Source organism: Serratia sp. CC22-02, from assembly GCF_900182895.1.
Classification (GTDB): domain Bacteria; phylum Pseudomonadota; class Gammaproteobacteria; order Enterobacterales; family Enterobacteriaceae; genus Serratia; species Serratia nevei.
The window spans coordinates 425,658-443,157 of sequence record NZ_FXUD01000002.1 but is presented as its reverse complement, the minus strand read 5'-3'; the positions used below and the strand labels follow the sequence as shown (position 1 = coordinate 443,157).

Below are 17,500 nucleotides of genomic sequence, written 5' to 3'. Positions count from 1 at the left end.
ACAAGTATGTCTGTCACCGCTTCCGACCTGGCGTTTGACCAACGTCATATCTGGCACCCCTACACCTCCATGAGCCGCCCGTTACCCTGTTACCCGATCGAGTCGGCCAGCGGCGTCGAGCTGCAGCTGGCGGACGGCCGGCGTCTGGTGGACGGTATGTCCTCCTGGTGGGCGGCGATCCACGGTTACAACCATCCGCACCTGAATCAGGCCGCCAGCCGGCAGCTGGAGAAGATGTCGCACGTGATGTTCGGCGGTATTACCCATCCGGCCGCCATCTCGCTGTGCCGCCGGTTAGTGGCGATGACGCCGGAAGCGCTGCAGTGCGTGTTCCTGGCGGATTCCGGTTCGGTGGCGGTGGAAGTGTCGCTGAAGATGGCGCTGCAGTACTGGCAGGCGCGCGGTGAGCGGCGGCAGCGCATCCTGACGCTGCGCCACGGCTATCACGGCGATACCTTCGGCGCGATGTCGGTCTGCGATCCGGACAACTCGATGCACAGCCTCTATCAGGGCTACCTGGCGCCGCACCTGTTCGCCACCGCGCCGCAGTGCCGCTTCGACGAGGAATGGCGCGAAGAGGACATCGCGCCGTTCGCCGCGTTGCTGGAGCAGCACGCCGGTGAAGTGGCGGCGGTGATCCTGGAACCGGTGGTGCAAGGCGCCGGCGGCATGCGTATCTACCACCCGACCTACCTCAAGCGGGTGCGCGAGCTGTGCGATCGCCATCAGGTGCTGCTGATCGCCGACGAGATCGCCACCGGCTTCGGCCGCACCGGCAAGCTGTTCGCCTGCGAGCACGCACAGGTGGTGCCGGACATTCTCTGCCTGGGCAAGGCGCTGACCGGCGGCTACATGACGCTGTCCGCCACCCTGACCACCCGCCACGTGGCGGAGACCATCAGCAACGGCGCGGCCGGCTGCTTTATGCACGGCCCAACCTTTATGGGCAACCCGCTGGCCTGCGCGGTGGCGGACGCCAGCCTGGCGCTGCTGGCGGAAAATCGCTGGCAGGCGCAGGTGAGCGCCATCGAAGCCCAGCTGAAACAGGAACTGCTGCCGCTCGCGGCGCTGCCGAAGGTGGCGGACGTGCGGGTGCTGGGCGCGATTGGGGTGGTGGAGATGCGTGAACCGGTGGACGTCGCCGAGCTGCAGCGCGGATTCGTCGAACGCGGGGTGTGGATCCGGCCGTTCGGCAAGCTGATTTACCTGATGCCGCCTTACATCATCGAAGCGGAACAGCTCAGCCGCCTGACCGCCGCCGTCGCCGCCGCCGCGCGTTAATGCCTTACCAATGCTGGTCCAGATAGCGGGCCAGCAATCCCAGACACAGCAGCCAAAGTAAAATGATCATCGCCGCCGCCATGCGGCCGGTGGGGTTATCAACGCGCTTTTGCGCCTTCTCGCGCAGCTCGGCCATCAGCGGCTTGGGGATCAGGCGCACCGCCAGCATGATGCCCAACGGCACGATGATGACGTCATCCAGATAGCCCAGCACCGGAATGAAGTCCGGGATCAGATCGATCGGCGAGATCGCATAGCCGGCCACCAGCAGCGCGATCAGTTTGGCGTACCACGGGGTGCGCTTATCACGGGCAGCCAGCCACAACGCATAAATATCGCGCTTGATGCTTTTGGCCCAACGGCGCAGCCAGCCGAACCACGGCGTGCGTTTTTTCAGTGAGATCATGGTGGCGTTGTTTGGCTATCCGGCGGTCTGTAGGAAGGAAGATGCGGCCATGGTAACCGATCCGCGCCGCCGTTGGCGAATGGCAATCCCACTTGTATTGTCACGGCGAAACGATCTAGCTTAAGGGTCCGCGTTTACCGACAACTGGGAGTCACTATGGCTTTTCGTTTGTACAGCAACGATCTGCAGGACGGCGGCAAGCTGCCGCAGGCGCAGGTCTTCAACGGCATGGGCTACCACGGCGATAACCTGTCGCCCCACCTGGCCTGGGACGGCGTGCCGGCCGGCACCAAGAGCTTCGTAATCGCCGTTTACGATCCCGATGCCCCGACCGGCTCCGGCTGGTGGCACTGGATCGTGGCCAATATTCCCGCCGACGTGCGCGAGCTGCCGCAGGGCGCGGGCTCCGGCAAAGCGCCGCTGCCCGCCGGCGCACTGCAGACCCGCACCGACTTCGGCTCGGCTGGCTACGGCGGCGCGGCGCCGCCAGAGGGCGAGAGCCACCGCTACCAGTTCACCGTGCATGCGCTGGACGTGGAGCGTATCGAAGTAGATGAGGGATCCAGCGGCGCGCTGGTGGGCTTTAACGTCCATTTCCACAGCCTCGGCAGCGCCACGCTGACGGTGACGTTCAACTGATCCCCCGCCAATAAAAAAGCGCGATTCAACCGAACCGCGCTTTTTCCATACTCGTCTGACCGCCGAATTACTTCGCCAGCACGCTCACCCACATCGGGCCTTTGCCCACCGGATAACGCGCCAGCGTGGTCAGCTCACCGCTGCGCTGATCAATCTCATGCACCGCGATGTGATCGGACTTCTGGCCGGACGAAATCACGAAGCGGCCGCTGTGATCGATATTGAAACCGCGCGGCTGCGCTTCGGTCGGGTGATAGCCGACCACGCTCAGCGTGCCGCCGTCTTCGGAAACGCTGAAGATGGTCAGAATGCTGGCGGTGCGATCGCTGGTGTACAGGAAGCGGCCGTTCGGCGTGATATGAATGTCCGCCGCCCAGCGGGTGCCGTCGAAGTCGGCCGGCATGATGTCCAGCGTCTGCGTCACGGTGTAGTGACCGCCGTTTTCCGAGATGGCCAGCACGTCCACCGTACCGTCCAGCTCATTGACGCAGTAAGCGAACTTGTCGTTGTGGTGGAACGCCATATGACGCGGCCCGGCGCCGGCGGCGGTCGCCACCGCTTCCTGCGCGTGTGGCGTCAGCTGGCCCGCCAGGCTCAGGTTGAACAGGCGGATGCGGTCTTCTTTCAGGCAAGGCACCAGCACCAGCTGGTTGGTCGGATCGATGTTCGCCGAGTGCGGCGCGGTCAGGCCGTCGATCTGCTGAATAGGCGCCGTCACCACGCCGTCGTGGCCGATCGGGCTGATGCTGGCGCAGTTGCCGCTGTAGGAGGCGGAGAACAGGTAACGCCCCTGCAAATCGGTGGAGATATGGGTCGGGCTGCCCGGCAGCGGCGCCATGCCGGCCTGCTGCAGCGTGCCGTCCGCCTCGATGCGATAGCTGACGATGCCGAACGCCGGACGTACGCCGACGTACAGGTGGGTCTTGTCCGGATGAAGGGTCATCGGCTGCACCTGGCCCGGCACATCAACGGTTTGCAGCAGCGCCAGCGCGCCGGCATCGTCCAACTGCCAAACGTGGATCTGCTGGCTCTCCGGGCTGGCGACATAAACGATTTGCTTCATGTGTTCTCCTTGCAAAGGGTAAAAGAGGAACCGGTTTCAGGCCGTTCGATTGCCCCTAGCTTACCGCACATCCGTCGCATGGCAACCCCGCTTAGCACCGGAAGCTCACGCGGTTTTCTCCGTTGGCTATCCGGTGTACCATCGGATTAATTTTATGGCTAACGATAACGAGAACCCTATGAGCTACCGCGTCATCGCCCTCGATCTTGACGGCACCCTGCTGGACAACCAAAAACGCATCTTACCGCAGTCGCTGGAAGCGCTGGCGCAGGCGCGCGCCGCCGGCATCCAGGTGGTGGTGGTCACCGGCCGCCATCACGTCGCTATCCATCCGTTCTACCAGGCGCTGCAGATAGACACCCCGGCCATCTGCTGCAACGGCACCTACCTGTATGATTTTCAGCAGAAGAAGGTGCTGGCGGCCGATCCGCTGGCGAAAGATCAGGCCAAGCAGGTGCTGCAGATGCTCAAACAGACCGACATTCACGGGCTGATGTACGTTGACGACGCCATGCTCTACCAGAAGCCGAGCGGCCACGTGACCCGCTCGCTGGCCTGGGCCGAAACCCTGCCGGTAGCGCAGCGCCCAACGCTGCTGCAGGTCGGCAGCCTGGCGCAGGCGGCCGACGACGCGCAGGCGATCTGGAAATTCGCCACCTCGCACGCCGATACCCTGGCGCTGCGCGAGTTTGCCGACACGGTGGAGAAAGAGCTGGGGCTGGCGTGCGAATGGTCCTGGCACGATCAGGTGGATATCGCCAAAGGCGGCAACAGCAAAGGCAAGCGCCTGCGCCAATGGGTGGAGTCGCAGGGGCTGAGCATGGATCAGGTGGTGGCGTTCGGCGACAACTACAACGACATCAGCATGCTGGAAGCAGTCGGGTTGGGCGTGGCGATGGGCAACGCCGATGACGCGATCAAGGAACGCGCCGATCTGGTGATCGCCGATAACCTGCAGCCGGGCATCGCCGAGGTGATCCGCACCCGCGTGCTGTAATCTTTTCGCCCTCCCGCCGGGAGGGCCTGTCTTAGCGGCTCTCGCGGCTGATCGACACGCTCTTCACCTGCGCGTACAGCCACTGCCCAGGGCGGATCGCCAGTTCGTCTCGCGCCCACGGCGTGATCCGCGCCCACAGCACGTGCTCCCCGACCGCCAGCTTCACTTCCACCTGCCCGTCCACGTCCAGACACTCGCTTACCTTGGCCGGCAACACGTTGCGAATGCTGCTGTTGACCGGCGGCTGCAGCACCAGCGAGACGTCGGCGGCGTTGATGCGAATGCGCAACTGGGTGCCCAGTTCGGCGTCGATACCGCTGACCCACAGCCTTTGATCGCCGAGCGCCAGCGCGGTCATGGCATAGCGCTGATGATGCTCAATCACGCTGACGCGCAGCACGCTGCTCTGATCTTCACGCTGCAGCCACGGCCGCAGCGCGCTGCTGGCCCAGACGGCTTCCAGCCCGCCGAACGCACGCACCTCGCCGCGATCCAGCACCATCACCTGCTCGGCCAGGCGCAGGATCTCGTCCAGGCTATGGCTGACATAGAGGATGGGGATGTTGACGTCCTGCGCCAACCGCTCCAGATACGGCAGCAGCTCGCGTTTGCGCGGCAGATCGAGCGAGGCCAGCGGCTCGTCCATCAGCAGCAGTTCCGGCGCGGTCAGCAGCGCGCGGCCGATCGCCACCCGCTGTTTTTCACCGCCGGAGAGCGTCAGCGGCAGCCGATTGAGCAACGGCCCGATGCCCAGCAGCTCGACGATAGTGTTGAACTGTGCGCGCATGCCGGCCGCCATGCCGTACTGCAGGTTGCCGCGCACCCGATAGTGCGGGAACAGCCGTGCATCCTGAAACACGTAGCCGATACGACGCTTTTCCGGCGGCAGGCAAAGGCCCGCGGCGGTATCCACCAGCGTGCGGCCATTGAGCGCGATGCGCCCCTGCTGCAAACGGGTCAGGCCACCGATGGCGTTGATCAGGGAAGTTTTGCCCGCGCCGGACAGGCCGAAAATCGCGGTGATGCCCTGCGCCGGCAAATCGGCGCGGACGTTGAGATTAAGGTCGCCCAGTTGCTGCGAGAAATCCAGCTCCAGCATTTACACCCCCATCCGTTTGCGGCCCCAGCGGGCCAGCCATTCGGACACCATCAGCGAAGCCAGTGACAGCACGATGGCGATCGCGCACAGCCGCGCGGCGGCGGCTTCCGCCCCCGGCGTTTCGATCAGCGTATACATCGCCAGCGGAATGGTGCGGGTTTCACCGGGAATGTTGGAGACGAAGGTGATGGTGGCGCCGAACTCCCCCAGCGAGCGGGCGAAGGCCAGCACCACGCCGACAATGACGCCGGGCAGCGACAGCGGCAGCGTGATGGTGAAAAACACCCGCCACGGGTTGGCGCCCAGCGTGCGCGCCGCCTGCTCCAGCCGGGTATCCACCGCCTCCAGCGCCAGCCGGATGGCGCGCACCATCAGCGGAAACGCCACCACCGCCGATGCCAGCGCGGCGCCGCGCCAGCTAAAGCTGAAGCTGAAGCCGAACCAGTCGTACAGCCACTCGCCGATGACGCCGCGCCGCCCCATGGCGATCAGCAGCAAATAGCCGACCACCACCGGGGGCAGTACCAGGGGCAGGTGAATGACGCCATCCAGCAGCGCCTTGCCGGGAAAGCGGCAACGCACCAGCACCCAGGCCATCAGAATGCCGAACGGCAGGCTGCAGACCACCGCCAAACCGGAGACTTTCAGGCTCAGCTCAACCGCCTGCCACTCGTACTCACTCAGAATCATTTACGCGGGGTGAATCCATAATGTTCAAAAATAGCGGCCGCTTCCGGGCCCTTCAGATAGGTATAGAAAGCGCTGACCGTCGGATTTTGACGATCTTTCACAATCGCCATCGGATATTCAACCGGTTTGTGGCTGTCTTCCGGGAATACGCCCACCACTTTCACCTTGTCGCTGGCGACCGCGTCGGAGCCGTAGACGATGCCGAGCGGCGCTTCACCGCGCTCCACCAGCGCCATCGCGCTGCGCACGTTGTTGGCGCGCGCCAGTTTCGGCTCCAGCGCGCTCCAGGCGCCCAGGTGTTCCAGCGCCTCTTTGGCGTAGATGCCGGCCGGCACGTGATCCGGATCGCCCACCGCCAGACGGCCGCCGTTGAGCAGCTTGGTCCAGTCGGTCTGCTTGTCGATGGCGATCTTATCTTGCTTATCGCTCTTGGCGGCGATCAGCACCAGTTCGTTGCCCAGCAGCGTATAGCGGGTGTCTTTCACCATCTGCTGCTTGTCGATGGCGTAATCCATCCACTGTTGATCGGCGGAGATGAACAGATCGGCCGGGGCGCCCTGCTCAATTTGGCGCGCCAGCGTCGAAGAGGACGCAAAGGAGGAAACCACCTGCACATCCTTGCCTTTTTGATACTGGGTGGCGATGTCCTGCAGCGCGTTGGTCAGCGACGCAGCGGCGAACACGGTGATCTTTTCCGCCGCCGAAGCCTGTGCCACCAGGCCCGATGCCAACACGATCCCGCCAACCCATTTGGTCCATTGCTGTTTCATTGTTTTTCTCCGCAAGTTAACGTGCATTATCACTCTTCGTTATATAAAAAATAATATAACGTTGCGCGAAAGCTTGTCATGCGGTTTATCGGCAAAGCGTGAGATAACTTGAGGAATGCCCGCCGGGCGATGCCGGCGGGTATCGGGATGGGGAACGGTCAGTGCTGGGTGCGATTTTCTTTCGAACGGCCCACTTTGGAGAAGACGTTGAATACTTCGCCAAAACCGTAGATCAGGCCGAGGATCAGCGCCATGACCACCGGCACCATGACCACGGCAAACAACAGACTTTTCAATAATTCCAACATGATAGCCTCGCTTAACTGCCCATTGAGCGGCAAATGCCTTTCACCGCATATCGGGTTATTCTAACCCAAAAAATCGGTAAAACCGGAGTTATTTTAGCCAGCGGGGCGAAATTGTGATCGGCTAAACGTGCCCTTTCCACCGGGCTCATGCCGGTGCGGGGTAATAGATCAGCGGCGGCGCATAGCCGGCGGGCGCCGCCAGCCGGGCCTCCACCCCGTACACCGCGCGAATGTTCTCCGGCGTCAGCGCCTGCCGCGGCGCACCCGCCGCGCAGACCCTGCCCCGCTGCAGCAGCGCCACCCGATCGCAATAGCAGGCGGCCAGATTCAGATCGTGCAGCGTCACCACCACGCTGAGCTTCAGCCGCCGCAGCAAGGCCATAAATTGCTGCTGATGGGCGATATCCAGATGGTTGGCGGGCTCATCCAGCAGCAGCCACGGCGTTTGCTGCGCCAACGCGCGTGCCAGGTGCACCCGCTGCCGTTCGCCGCCGGACAGCCGCTGCCAATCGCGATCGGCCAGGTGGCTGATGCCCACTTGCTCCATCGCCTGCCCGGCGAGACGGCGATCTTCGGGGCCGAAACCGCGCCAGCGGCCGATATGGGCCAAGCGCCCCAGCAGCACCGCCTCCTTCACCGGCAGCGCGAAGGCGCCGGGGGCGGATTGCTCGAGAAAGGCGATGCGCCTGGCGCGCTCCCGCCCGGAAAACGCAGTAATTTCGCGCCCTTCCAGCCAAACGCGGCCCCCGGCGGCAGGCTGCAACCCGGCCAGCAGCTTGAGCAACGTGGATTTACCGCTGCCGTTGACGCCGAGCACGCCGGTGACCTCACCGGGCAAGGCGCAGAAATCCAGATTTTCCAGCACCGTGCGTTCGCCCGCTCGCCAGCTCACCGCTTCGGCGCGCAGGCCGGATCGCGCTTTTTCAATCGTCATGCATTGACCTTCCGATACAGCAACAGCAGGAATACCGGCACCCCCAGCAGCGCCGTCAGCACGCCGACCGGCAGCTCGCGCGGGGCAAACAGCGTTCTGGCCAGCGTGTCCGCCGCCACGGCGAACAGCGCGCCGCACAGCGCGCTGGCCGGCAACAGCAGCCGATGCCGCGAGCCGACCAGCCGCCGGGCGACATGCGGCACCGTCAGCCCGATAAATCCCACCGCGCCGCTGAACGCGACGATCGCCGCCGTCAGCGCGGTAGTCACCACATACAGCAGCAGCTTCAGCGGAGCCACCGCCACCCCCAACGAAGCGGCGGTCACGCCGCCGAACGCCAGCGCGTCCAGCTCACCCGCCCGCAGCCAACAAAGCAGCAGCGCCGCCGCCAGCGCCAGCCCGCACAGCCCGACCTGCGGCCAGCGCGCGTCGCTGAACGATCCCAGCAGCCAGAACATCACGCCGCGCGTGGCGTTGGCGTCCGCCTGCCAGAGGGTGATCAGCGAAGTCAACGCAGAAAGCAGCTGCGTCACCGCCACCCCGGCCAGAATAAACAGCGTGGACTCCCCCTGCAGCGAACGCCCGGCCAGCAGCATCACCAACGCAAACGCTCCCAGCGCGCCGATAAACGCGCCGCCGGACACCGACAGCAGGCCGCTCCCCAGCCCCAATACCAATACCGTTACCGCCCCCACGCCGGCGCCGGAGGAGATGCCCAGCACCCAGGGATCGGCCAGCGGGTTGCGGGTCAGCGACTGCAGCACGGTGCCCGCCAACGCCAGCCCGGCGCCGGCCAGCGCCGCCAACAGCGCGCGCGGCATCCGCAGCGACCAGATGATGCGCTGATACACCTCGGCGTCGGTCGCCGCACTGCCGCTGACGCCGAACACGATGCGCCAGGCGTCGTGCCACGCGATCGGCGCAGGCCCCGACAGGGTGGCGCCCAGCAGGGCCAGCGGCAGCGCCGCCGCCAGCAACAGCAGCCAGCCGGCCTTACGGCCGGGCAGTAACCCCCGGATCATGCTATTTCCAGCCTGCGATCACATAGTCGTCCAACAGCTGCCACACCGTCCCCGCCTCGCTGAAACCGGCTTGTCTAAGCGCCGCGAGCTGGAAATCCACCGGCGTCGGCGGCGGCACCGGGCGGCCGGCGAACAGCGCTTCACGCTCGGCCTGATAAGCGGCCAGCGCCGGCGATTGCAGCGCGCCCGCAAACCAGCGATCCCAATCCTCGACGCCGTTGTCCCAGGCGCGCTGTTGGGTCTGCTCGTCGTGCCGCTCCGCCAACGCTTTCAGCCGCGGCTGACGCTGGTCATAGCGCTGATGATCGGCGTTCAGGAACACGCCGCCGTCGGCTAGCAGCCCGGCAACGTTGCGGTACAGCGCCAGCTGCTGCTCGGGCATCAGCCAGTGCAGCGCCGTGCTGGATACCGCCGCCTGTGGCGCGGGGCCGGACAGCGCGGCAAAACAGGCCGGATCCGCCAGATCGGCCTGCAGAATGCGGATCCGATCGCCGTACTCCGCCAGCGCACCGCGCGCCACCGCCAGCAACAGCGGATCGAGATCGATGGCGGTCACCCTGGCCTGCGGAAAGCGCTGCAAAATGCGCAGGCTCAGCGATCCCGGGCCGCAGGCCAGATCCACCACGTGAAAATCCTGGCCGGCGGCCAGCGCCAGCACCTCCAGCTGGGCGTTAAAACGCGCTTCCCGTTCGGCGATGTAGGCCGCCTGCTGGCGATCCCAGGAGTCCAGCAGCGAAGAGAATGAAACGGCAGTCATATCAAGGTTCCTTGTTGGAAAAAGTCGGCGCCTGCGGCGGCAAGGCCGCCAGGCCCCGAATCAAACGGCCCAGCGCCGCCACGGTGCGGGCGGAAGGGTCCATGTCGTAACCGGGGAGGATCACGTAGTGCCGCTGACGCACGGCGCGCAGCGTCGCGGTCAGCGGGTGATGTTCCAGAAAGGCGATCTTATCGGCCGCGCTGTCGCCGAGGCCGCCGCGCGGCAGATCGCCAAGCACGATCGCATCCGGATCGCGGGCGGCGATAACCTCCCAGGACACCGTCGGCCACAGCTCGGGCCGATCGCCGAACAGGTTCTCGCTGCCGACGCTGCGGCTCAGCAAACCTGGCGCGCCGCAGCAGCCCGCCACGTAGGGCGTTTGCGCGCCGGCATACCACCACAGCAGACGTAAATGCGGCAGCGGCGCGCGCTGCGCCTCAAACGCCCTCAGCTGCCCGCGCAGCCGCGCGATCAGCGCTTCACCGGCGCGGCTGACGTTGAAAATGCGCGCCAGCTCCCGCAGCTCGGTGAAAATGTCTTCGAATGTCAGCGCGGCGGCGATCGCGCTTTGCTGGCCGCTGCAGGCGCCGGGAGAGAGATAAGTGCCGATGCCCCATTCTGCCAGCCGCGCCCGATCGGGCGTTTCCGGGCTGTGCAGCCAGTAATAGCTAGCCGAATAGACAAAATCCGGCCGCATCAGCAGCAACGCTTCCGCCGTGGGCGGCGCCGGGCTGGTGGGCGCCTGCAATGTCTCGGCCGACGCCGTTGGCACGGGATCGCGCGTGCGGTCATACCCGACCACGCCGATCGCGCGGCCAGCCAGCCCCAGCGCCAGCAGGTTTTCCAGCGCCGGGTTGGCGTAAACCAGCACCCGCTGCGGCGGCTGCGGGTAATCGCGCGTTACCCCGCAATTTTGCAGGCTGACGGCATCGGCACGCAGCGGCGCGCTGCCGCCCAATCCCAGGGCGTACAACAGCAGGGCAAGCCAGCGTTTCACGCTGTCAGAACCTGACCGACACGAAGGTTTCATAACTGCGCGGCGGCGCGATCAGCGCCTGATCCGGATAGGTGCGCTGATAGGCGTACAGCTGGTTGGTGGCGTTGCGAATGCGAAAACCGACATCAACGATCGGCGTCAGCTGATAATCCGCCGCCAGATCGAGCGTGGTGTACGCGCGCATCTTGCGCTGGTTGGAGTCGTCGTTGTAACTGCTGCCGACGTAGCGCAGTGAAGAAGCCAGCCCCAGGCGCTCCGTCGCCTGATAATGCACGCTGAGGTTGGCGGTCCAGTCCGGGATATAGGCCGGGCGATTGCCGTTGTAGCTGCGCAGCGGGCTACCGCCGCGATAGTCGTCGTAGCGGGCATGCGTGTAAGCGGCGTTGCCGGCCAGCTCCCAGCGTTCGTCGGGACGCAGCACCACGCCAAGCTCAATGCCGCGCGACGTCTGCCTGCCTACCGCGTTCAACGCATCCGGCCGCTGCGCGTCGGGCACAAACAGGTTGTCCTTGCGCAGTTCGTACAGCGCCAGCGTCGCCTCGCCCTTGTTCCCCCAGAACTGCCCTTTGGCGCCGGCCTCCCACTGGCGCGCTCGCGTCAGCGGCAGATCGGTCTGCGTTGGGCTGAGGAAGAACAGATCGTTGCCCGGCTCCTGGCCGGTGGTGTAGTTGGCGTAGAGCGTGAGGTTGTCGGTCAATGCATAGCTGGGGCCCAGGCTCCAGGTGCTGAAAACGTAGGTGTGCGCGCGGCTCTCTTCCTGCGGCCCCTGGAAGCGCCAGTCCATGTTCATATGGTTGTAGCGCAGCTGGCCCAGCAACGCTAAACGCTCGGTCAGGCTGAAGCGATCCTCGAGAAAGGCGGCGTACTGGTTCTGGGTAACGTGGCGCACCGGCGCGCGTTGGCGGTCGGTACCCTGGGCGAACGGCTCTCTGGGCGGCGCGCCAAGCGGTACGTCTTCCGAGCCGGGGAAACCGTTGGAATAATACTGAAAATGCCGCTTGCTCAGATCGAGGCCGACCAGCAACCGGTTATCAAAACCGGCGATGGCGCGGTCGAATACCAGCGAACTGCGGTTGCCGATCAGATCGTCGTCGTGCGCCAGGGCGCCGAAGGAGTCGCGGTTGACGTCGCCGGGCCGGGCCGCCGCCGCGACGCGGAAGCGCTCGACGTTGCGCCATTCGCGAAAGCCGCTGTAGTAATAGAATTGGTTATGCCATTCCACTTCGGGCGTCATAAACCAGTCCAGGCTGGCCTGAAATGCGGTGGCGTTGCTCTGGATGCGGCTGTCGGTCAGGTTGTTGTAATTGATGTCGCGCAGCTCGCCGGCAATGCGCCCGTCCAGCAGCGGCGTGCCGTAGTAAGGGTTGTTGGTGCGGTTGAGCATGCGGTCCAGGCTAAGCGTCAACAGCGCATCGTCCGTCAGCTTAAACAGCAGCGAGCCGGAAACCCGCTTCTGCCGATCGCGTTCATACTGCACGTTGCTGCCGCTGTCGTTGCCGCTGACGTCCAACCGGTACGCCACCGCATCGTCCACCAGCGCGCCGCCGGCCCCCAGATGCAGACGCTGGCTGCGGTAGCTGCCGAAGCCATAATCGAGCTCGAGCGGCTGGCGGCTGAAGGTCGGCCGCCGCGAGATCAGGTTGACGCTGCCGCCCGCGGCGCTCAGGCCGTTCAAGGCCGATCCCGGCCCGCGCAGTACCTCGATGCTGTCGTAATGCGCCGGATCGCCCAGCTGCAGCGTGCTGCCGGGCATCTCCACGCCGTTATACAACCAGGCGATAGGCCGGAAACCGCGCGCGGAAAAGTTATTGGACAACGTTGGCGAAGCGACGCCGGACAGACCGGTGGCATGCTCGACGGCGGCGGCCAGCGAGCGGTCGCCCCGCTGTTGGATCGCTCTTGCGCTGATGATATCGACGCTGCGCGGCGTTTCCCGAGCGGTCAGCCCGAGCTGCGAAGCGCTGCGGCTCACGGCGCTCAACGCATCGTAGCGCCCGGCGGGGGCCGCCGCCTCCACCGTGAGCTGTTCTTCGCACCCCGTGGCATTGCGAGCTTTATCGCAGTCGGCAGCGAAAGCCAGCGGCGCCGTCAGTGCGCCGCCGACCCAGGCGGCAAGGCATAAAGATTTTCTGGGCGTGACAAGACGCCGGCGTGTCGTACTCATGTGGAGCATCCCTGTGGTGAAATAAAAACCGGCCGTAAGCCGGCGTAAAGCCTTATCGTTTTTCTGTTATGTTATATTATAACAACAAAGCAATGCCAGTCTTTATTGCCCCGCGCTCCACCGCACTGCGTTTGGCGCTTTGCCGCCAAATCGGCGACAATAAGATTTTTGCCGCCGACAGGATGCGCTATGCAGGCCGAAATTCTTCTGACTCTCAAACTCCAGCAAAAGCTGTTCGCCGATCCGCGCCGCATCGCGCTGCTGAAACAGGTGCAGCACACCGGCTCCATCAGCCAGGGCGCCAAACTGGCGGGCATCAGCTATAAAAGCGCCTGGGACGCCATCAATGAAATGAACCAGCTGGCGGAACAAACGGTGGTGGAACGCGCCACCGGCGGTAAAGGCGGCGGCGGCGCGCAGCTGACGCACTATGGCCAGCGGTTGATCCAGCTGTATGACCTGCTGGGCCAGGTGCAGCAAAAAGCTTTCGACGTGTTGCAGCAGGACGATCTGCCGCTCGACAGCCTGCTGGCGGCCATCTCGCGCTTCTCGCTGCAAACCAGCGCGCGCAATCAGTTCTTCGGCACCGTCATCGAACGCGATCATCAGCAGGTGCAGCAGCACCTGGCGATTTTGTTGAACGACGGCACCACTCGCCTGATGGCGGCCGTCACCCAACAAAGCGCCGACCGGCTGCAGCTGACGCCGGGTAAAGAGGTGCTGGCGCTGATCAAGGCGCCATGGGTGCGGTTAAGCGTCGATACGGCGGAGCATACCGGCGCAGATAACGCGCTGGCGGGCGTGGTGGCCGGCATTCAGCCAGGCGCTGAACACAGCGAGGTGCTGGTGACGCTGGCGGGCGGCGAAACCCTGTGCGCCACCCTGACGACGGCGGAGCTGCAGCGTCTGCAGCTGAGCGTCGGTGCCGCCGTACACGCCCTGTTCAACGCCGATCGCGTGATTGTCGCCACGTTGTGTTAAGCGCAACGTGACGTTGCGTTTTTGTTGATTGACATCCCCCTGCAATGCGCCTATTTCTAAGGCAAATAATTGCAAAAAAAGGAACAGGTGATGTCGTCGTTGCACATTTCGCAAGGTTCATTCCGCTTAAGCGATACCCGCACCCTGACGCTGGACGCGCTGGAAATCCAGGCCGGCGACAGCTGGGCCTTCGTCGGCGCCAACGGCAGCGGCAAATCTGCCCTGGCGCGCGCGCTGGCGGACGAACTGGTTCTGCTGAGCGGTGAACGCCGCAGCGATTTTCAGCACGCGGTGCGCATCTCCTTCGAACAGCTGCAAAAAATGGTCAGCGACGAGTGGCAACGCAACAACACCGATCTGCTCAGCGCGGACGAGGACGACACCGGCCGCACCGCGGCGGAAATCATTCAGGAAGAGGTGAAAGACGCCGCGCGCTGTGAGCGGCTGGCCGCGCAGTTCGGCATCACCGCCCTGCTGACGCGCCGCTTCAAATACCTCTCCACCGGCGAAACGCGTAAAACCCTGCTGTGCCGGGCGCTGATGCCCGAGCCTGACCTGCTGATCCTCGACGAGCCCTTCGACGGGCTGGACGTTCACTCGCGCGCGCAGCTCGCCGCATTGCTGAGCGAGCTTTCCGCCCAGGGCCAAACCGTGGTGCTGGTGCTCAACCGGTTCGACGAAATACCGGATTTTGTCCGGCAGGTGGGCGTGCTGGCGGACTGCACCCTGACCAGCCGCGGGCCGCGCCGCCAGGTGATGGCGGACGCGCTGGTGGCGCAGCTGGCGCACAGCGAAAACCTCAGCGGGCTGGCGCTGCCGGAGACCGAAGATCCGACGCAAAAGGTGACGCTGCCGGCGGATCGGCCGCTGATCGTCCTGCGCGACGGCGTGGTCAGCTATAACGATCGGCCGATCCTCAATCATCTCGACTGGCAGGTTAACCCCGGCGAACATTGGCAGATCGTCGGCCCGAACGGCGCCGGCAAATCCACGCTGCTCAGTTTGATCACCGGCGATCATCCGCAGGGCTACAGCAACGATCTGACGCTGTTCGGCCGCCGCCGCGGTAGCGGGGAAACCATCTGGGAGATCAAGCGCCATATCGGCTACGTCAGCAGCAGCCTGCATCTGGACTATCGCGTCAACACCAGCGTGCGCAACGTGGTGCTGTCGGGGTTCTTCGATTCGATCGGCATTTATCAGGCGGTCTCGGATCGTCAGCGGCAGCTGACCGAACAATGGCTGGCGCTGCTCGGGCTCGACGGCGCGCGCGGCGATGCCCCGTTCCACAGCCTTTCCTGGGGCCAACAGCGGCTGGCGCTGATCGCCCGCGCGCTGGTGAAACACCCGGCGCTGCTGATCCTCGACGAGCCGCTGCAAGGGCTGGATCCGCTCAATCGCCAGCTGGTGCGTCGCTTCATCGACGTGCTGATCGGCCAGGGTGCCACCCAGCTGCTGTTCGTCTCGCACCATGCCGAAGACGCGCCGCAGTGCATCACTCACCGCCTCAGCTTCGTGCCCGACGGCGAGGGCGGCTACGGCTACCAACGGCAACGGCTGGAGGCGGCCTCCGCCTGAAGCGCGGCGTAAACATATCCGGCAACACTTCACCGCAGCACATCACATTTGGCCTTTTATCATAGAAAGAAAGAAGGCCATTTTCTGGAGACGCCATGTCCGCTGCGTTGATTATTATCGACCTGATCGAGGATCTGATCGGGCCCAAAGGGCGCGCCAACCACTGCCGCGAACAGGTGGTGGCGACCCACCTGCTCGCCAACGTCAATGCCGCCGCGGCCTACGCCCGGGTGCGAAAAATCCCGGTGATTTGGGTGCGGGTGGGATTCGCCGACGATTATCATGATATTCCCCCCCACTCGCCGCTGTTCAACCATTTGAAACAGATAGGCGCGCTGCGGCTTAACAGCCCGGGCTGCCGCTGGATGCCCGAACTGCATCAGGAAGAAACCGATCTGCTGTTTGAAAAAACGGCGGTGAGCGCCTTCTCCGGTAACAATTTGTTAGCCTGGCTGCGGCAGCATCGGTGCCATCATCTGCTGCTGACGGGCGTCAGCACGCCGCTCGCCATCGAGAGCACCGCGCGTCAGGCGCACGACGCCGGCTTTCAGGTGACCGTGCTGCACGACCTGTGCGCGGCCCCCACGCAGGAGATCCACCAGCAGAGCCTGGACACCCTGCAAAACCTGGCCGAAATCACCCGCTCGCAGGCCTGGATGAAAGGCTGACCCGCGTTGTCGCCGGTCGTGTGGGCCGGCATCATGCACAAATCCGTCACTGCCCCGACCTTTAGCGTCATTTGGGTGTGCTACTATCCGCTTTAGCGCTCAATTTCGCCATCATCGCACGCCGCAAAGGCGCTGAGCGCCGTGTACATATTTTAAAGGGACATATTATGTGGGGCGTACTGGCTGCTTCGTTATTTTTCTTGCCGTTTAATCGGCTGATAGCCTGGGTGATCCTGGCCGCCTCGGCGGGCATGGGGCTTTATCATGGGGTACTGACGCCGCTCAGCCTGAGTTATCTGCTGGCGATCGTAGCGTTGGCGGGGCTGCGTCACCATTTTCGCGAGCAGCGTAATCTGGCGATCGCGTTCGAAGGCTTGGTGGTCGCCGGCTGCATCGCGCTGTTCTTGCATCTGGTGCCGGGCATCCACAACCAGCTGATGATCGACGGCGACAAAGCCGGCCCGCTCAGCGCGCCGTTCACCATGTATTACAACTTCGACAAGGCGATGGTGCCCTTCCTGCTGTTCGCCTGCTTGCCCACGCTGTTCAGAACCGATAAAGCGGAAAAAAGCGTCGCCTCGGGTTCCTGGATTGCATTGATCATCAGCGTACCGGCGCTGTTGCTGCTGGCCGTGGCGCTGGGCGGTTTAAAAATCGAACTGCATGCGCCCGCCTGGATCCTGCCGTTCGTGATGGCGAACCTGTTCTTCGTCTGCATGGCCGAAGAAGCGCTGTTTCGCGGCTACCTGCAACAGCGCCTCAGCCAATGGCTGGGGGCCTGGCCGGCGCTGATCGTCGCCGCCCTGGTGTTCGGCGCCGCGCATTTGGCCGGCGGCATGCTGATGGTGATCTTCGCGACGCTGGCCGGCGTGATCTACGGCCTGGCATGGATGTGGAGCGGCCGCCTGTGGGTGCCGATTCTGTTCCATTTCGGGCTTAACCTGACCCATCTGCTGTTCTTCACCTACCCGCTGTATCAGCACCCCTGACGGCTGACGCCGGCAGAGAGCCTCTCTCTGCCGGTTGACCAGGTGAAAACGCTATCACCGGCAGCTCACCGCAATCCCCTCAAGCACGTAGCCACCGGCTCATCTCCGCGCATCCGGCGCTTTTCAATGAAGTGTAAACGATTCCATTTTTCGCGTT

The 17,500-nt window shown here is 64.3% G+C and carries 18 protein-coding genes; 7 read left to right on the top strand and 11 right to left on the bottom strand.

Annotated features, from left to right (window positions below; translation table 11 throughout):
* The first annotated feature begins 6 nt into the window (after positions 1–6).
* Entirely contained in the window at positions 7–1,281 is a 1,275-nt protein-coding gene (gene bioA, locus QOL81_RS08945) for an adenosylmethionine--8-amino-7-oxononanoate transaminase (RefSeq protein ID WP_060440490.1), read from the top strand.
* Between the two features lie 4 nt (positions 1,282–1,285).
* On the opposite strand, the gene QOL81_RS08940 is transcribed toward bioA, so the two are convergent.
* Positions 1,286–1,687: a YkvA family protein gene (locus QOL81_RS08940; RefSeq protein WP_038870940.1), complete on the bottom strand. Its 402-nt coding sequence runs from the start codon at positions 1,685–1,687 to the stop codon at positions 1,286–1,288.
* 156 nt (positions 1,688–1,843) lie between these two features.
* Here QOL81_RS08940 and QOL81_RS08935 point away from each other — a divergent pair, with 156 nt between their 5' ends.
* The gene (locus QOL81_RS08935) at positions 1,844–2,326 is read left to right on the top strand and encodes a kinase inhibitor (protein WP_060420913.1); all 483 of its coding nucleotides are present in this window, start codon (positions 1,844–1,846) and stop codon (positions 2,324–2,326) included.
* 67 nt (positions 2,327–2,393) lie between these two features.
* Here QOL81_RS08935 and pgl read toward each other — a convergent pair whose 3' ends face one another.
* The gene (gene pgl / locus QOL81_RS08930; RefSeq protein WP_060423698.1) at positions 2,394–3,389 is read right to left on the bottom strand and encodes a 6-phosphogluconolactonase; all 996 of its coding nucleotides are present in this window, start codon (positions 3,387–3,389) and stop codon (positions 2,394–2,396) included.
* Positions 3,390–3,567: 178 nt separating this feature from the next.
* On the opposite strand from pgl, the gene QOL81_RS08925 reads away from it, so the two are divergent.
* A complete protein-coding gene (locus QOL81_RS08925; RefSeq protein WP_149572570.1) occupies positions 3,568–4,386 on the top strand; it encodes a pyridoxal phosphatase in 819 nt (272 codons plus the stop codon).
* A 31-nt stretch (positions 4,387–4,417) separates the two neighbouring features.
* Here QOL81_RS08925 and modC read toward each other — a convergent pair whose 3' ends face one another.
* From modC to QOL81_RS08880, 9 genes are all read right to left on the bottom strand, one after another.
* Positions 4,418–5,485, bottom strand: a complete 1,068-nt coding sequence (gene modC, locus QOL81_RS08920; protein ID WP_016928697.1) for a molybdenum ABC transporter ATP-binding protein ModC — start codon at positions 5,483–5,485, stop codon at positions 4,418–4,420.
* Positions 5,486–6,175, bottom strand: coding sequence for a molybdate ABC transporter permease subunit (gene modB / locus QOL81_RS08915; RefSeq protein WP_019454005.1), 690 nt, complete (start codon positions 6,173–6,175; stop codon positions 5,486–5,488). It abuts the gene before it with no gap.
* A complete protein-coding gene (gene modA / locus QOL81_RS08910) occupies positions 6,172–6,945 on the bottom strand; it encodes a molybdate ABC transporter substrate-binding protein (protein ID WP_038870956.1) in 774 nt (257 codons plus the stop codon). Before modA ends, modB begins: the two co-directional genes overlap by 4 nt.
* A 158-nt stretch (positions 6,946–7,103) precedes the next feature.
* Positions 7,104–7,253 (bottom strand): AcrZ family multidrug efflux pump-associated protein, encoded by a 150-nt coding sequence (locus QOL81_RS08905; protein ID WP_004939813.1) that lies wholly within the window; start codon positions 7,251–7,253, stop codon positions 7,104–7,106.
* Between the two features lie 145 nt (positions 7,254–7,398).
* Positions 7,399–8,187 carry an ABC transporter ATP-binding protein gene (locus QOL81_RS08900; RefSeq protein ID WP_149572044.1) on the bottom strand — a complete coding sequence of 263 codons (789 nt, stop codon included), beginning with the start codon at positions 8,185–8,187 and terminating at the stop codon, positions 7,399–7,401.
* On the bottom strand, positions 8,184–9,209 hold the full coding sequence (locus QOL81_RS08895; protein WP_060423683.1) for a FecCD family ABC transporter permease: 1,026 nt from the start codon (positions 9,207–9,209) through the stop codon (positions 8,184–8,186). The genes QOL81_RS08900 and QOL81_RS08895 overlap by 4 nt, the downstream gene beginning before the upstream one ends.
* Position 9,210: 1 nt before the next feature.
* Complete coding sequence (locus QOL81_RS08890) at positions 9,211–9,966, bottom strand: class I SAM-dependent methyltransferase (protein WP_033642220.1); 756 nt, start codon at positions 9,964–9,966, stop codon at positions 9,211–9,213.
* Between the two features lies 1 nt (position 9,967).
* A complete protein-coding gene (locus QOL81_RS08885; RefSeq protein ID WP_283439789.1) occupies positions 9,968–10,963 on the bottom strand; it encodes an ABC transporter substrate-binding protein in 996 nt (331 codons plus the stop codon).
* A 4-nt stretch (positions 10,964–10,967) separates the two neighbouring features.
* Entirely contained in the window at positions 10,968–13,127 is a 2,160-nt protein-coding gene (locus tag QOL81_RS08880) for a TonB-dependent siderophore receptor (protein ID WP_060432148.1), read from the bottom strand.
* 189 nt (positions 13,128–13,316) lie between these two features.
* Here QOL81_RS08880 and modE point away from each other — a divergent pair, with 189 nt between their 5' ends.
* The 4 genes from modE (at position 13,317) to QOL81_RS08860 (ending at position 17,343) form a co-directional block, all read left to right on the top strand.
* Positions 13,317–14,108, top strand: coding sequence for a molybdenum-dependent transcriptional regulator (gene modE / locus QOL81_RS08875; RefSeq protein ID WP_049201184.1), 792 nt, complete (start codon positions 13,317–13,319; stop codon positions 14,106–14,108).
* Positions 14,109–14,198: 90 nt separating this feature from the next.
* Positions 14,199–15,686 (top strand): molybdate ABC transporter ATP-binding protein ModF, encoded by a 1,488-nt coding sequence (gene modF, locus QOL81_RS08870; protein ID WP_060423726.1) that lies wholly within the window; start codon positions 14,199–14,201, stop codon positions 15,684–15,686.
* Between the two features lie 95 nt (positions 15,687–15,781).
* The gene (locus tag QOL81_RS08865) at positions 15,782–16,354 is read left to right on the top strand and encodes a cysteine hydrolase family protein (RefSeq protein ID WP_283439788.1); all 573 of its coding nucleotides are present in this window, start codon (positions 15,782–15,784) and stop codon (positions 16,352–16,354) included.
* Between the two features lie 167 nt (positions 16,355–16,521).
* Positions 16,522–17,343 (top strand): CPBP family intramembrane glutamic endopeptidase, encoded by an 822-nt coding sequence (locus tag QOL81_RS08860; protein WP_060440498.1) that lies wholly within the window; start codon positions 16,522–16,524, stop codon positions 17,341–17,343.
* Positions 17,344–17,500: the final 157 nt, after the last annotated feature.

What these genes read in the sequence shown, in the direction of transcription:
- bioA (WP_060440490.1), top strand. Translation starts at nt 7, where the DNA reads ATGTCTGTCACCGCTTCCGACCTGGCGTTTGACCAACGTCATATCTGG.
- QOL81_RS08940 (WP_038870940.1), bottom strand. Translation starts at nt 1,687, where the DNA reads ATGATCTCACTGAAAAAACGCACGCCGTGGTTCGGCTGGCTGCGCCGT.
- QOL81_RS08935 (WP_060420913.1), top strand. Translation starts at nt 1,844, where the DNA reads ATGGCTTTTCGTTTGTACAGCAACGATCTGCAGGACGGCGGCAAGCTG.
- pgl (WP_060423698.1), bottom strand. Translation starts at nt 3,389, where the DNA reads ATGAAGCAAATCGTTTATGTCGCCAGCCCGGAGAGCCAGCAGATCCAC.
- QOL81_RS08925 (WP_149572570.1), top strand. Translation starts at nt 3,568, where the DNA reads ATGAGCTACCGCGTCATCGCCCTCGATCTTGACGGCACCCTGCTGGAC.
- modC (WP_016928697.1), bottom strand. Translation starts at nt 5,485, where the DNA reads ATGCTGGAGCTGGATTTCTCGCAGCAACTGGGCGACCTTAATCTCAAC.
- modB (WP_019454005.1), bottom strand. Translation starts at nt 6,175, where the DNA reads ATGATTCTGAGTGAGTACGAGTGGCAGGCGGTTGAGCTGAGCCTGAAA.
- modA (WP_038870956.1), bottom strand. Translation starts at nt 6,945, where the DNA reads ATGAAACAGCAATGGACCAAATGGGTTGGCGGGATCGTGTTGGCATCG.
- QOL81_RS08905 (WP_004939813.1), bottom strand. Translation starts at nt 7,253, where the DNA reads ATGTTGGAATTATTGAAAAGTCTGTTGTTTGCCGTGGTCATGGTGCCG.
- QOL81_RS08900 (WP_149572044.1), bottom strand. Translation starts at nt 8,187, where the DNA reads ATGACGATTGAAAAAGCGCGATCCGGCCTGCGCGCCGAAGCGGTGAGC.
- QOL81_RS08895 (WP_060423683.1), bottom strand. Translation starts at nt 9,209, where the DNA reads ATGATCCGGGGGTTACTGCCCGGCCGTAAGGCCGGCTGGCTGCTGTTG.
- QOL81_RS08890 (WP_033642220.1), bottom strand. Translation starts at nt 9,966, where the DNA reads ATGACTGCCGTTTCATTCTCTTCGCTGCTGGACTCCTGGGATCGCCAG.
- QOL81_RS08880 (WP_060432148.1), bottom strand. Translation starts at nt 13,127, where the DNA reads ATGAGTACGACACGCCGGCGTCTTGTCACGCCCAGAAAATCTTTATGC.
- modE (WP_049201184.1), top strand. Translation starts at nt 13,317, where the DNA reads ATGCAGGCCGAAATTCTTCTGACTCTCAAACTCCAGCAAAAGCTGTTC.
- modF (WP_060423726.1), top strand. Translation starts at nt 14,199, where the DNA reads ATGTCGTCGTTGCACATTTCGCAAGGTTCATTCCGCTTAAGCGATACC.
- QOL81_RS08865 (WP_283439788.1), top strand. Translation starts at nt 15,782, where the DNA reads ATGTCCGCTGCGTTGATTATTATCGACCTGATCGAGGATCTGATCGGG.
- QOL81_RS08860 (WP_060440498.1), top strand. Translation starts at nt 16,522, where the DNA reads ATGTGGGGCGTACTGGCTGCTTCGTTATTTTTCTTGCCGTTTAATCGG.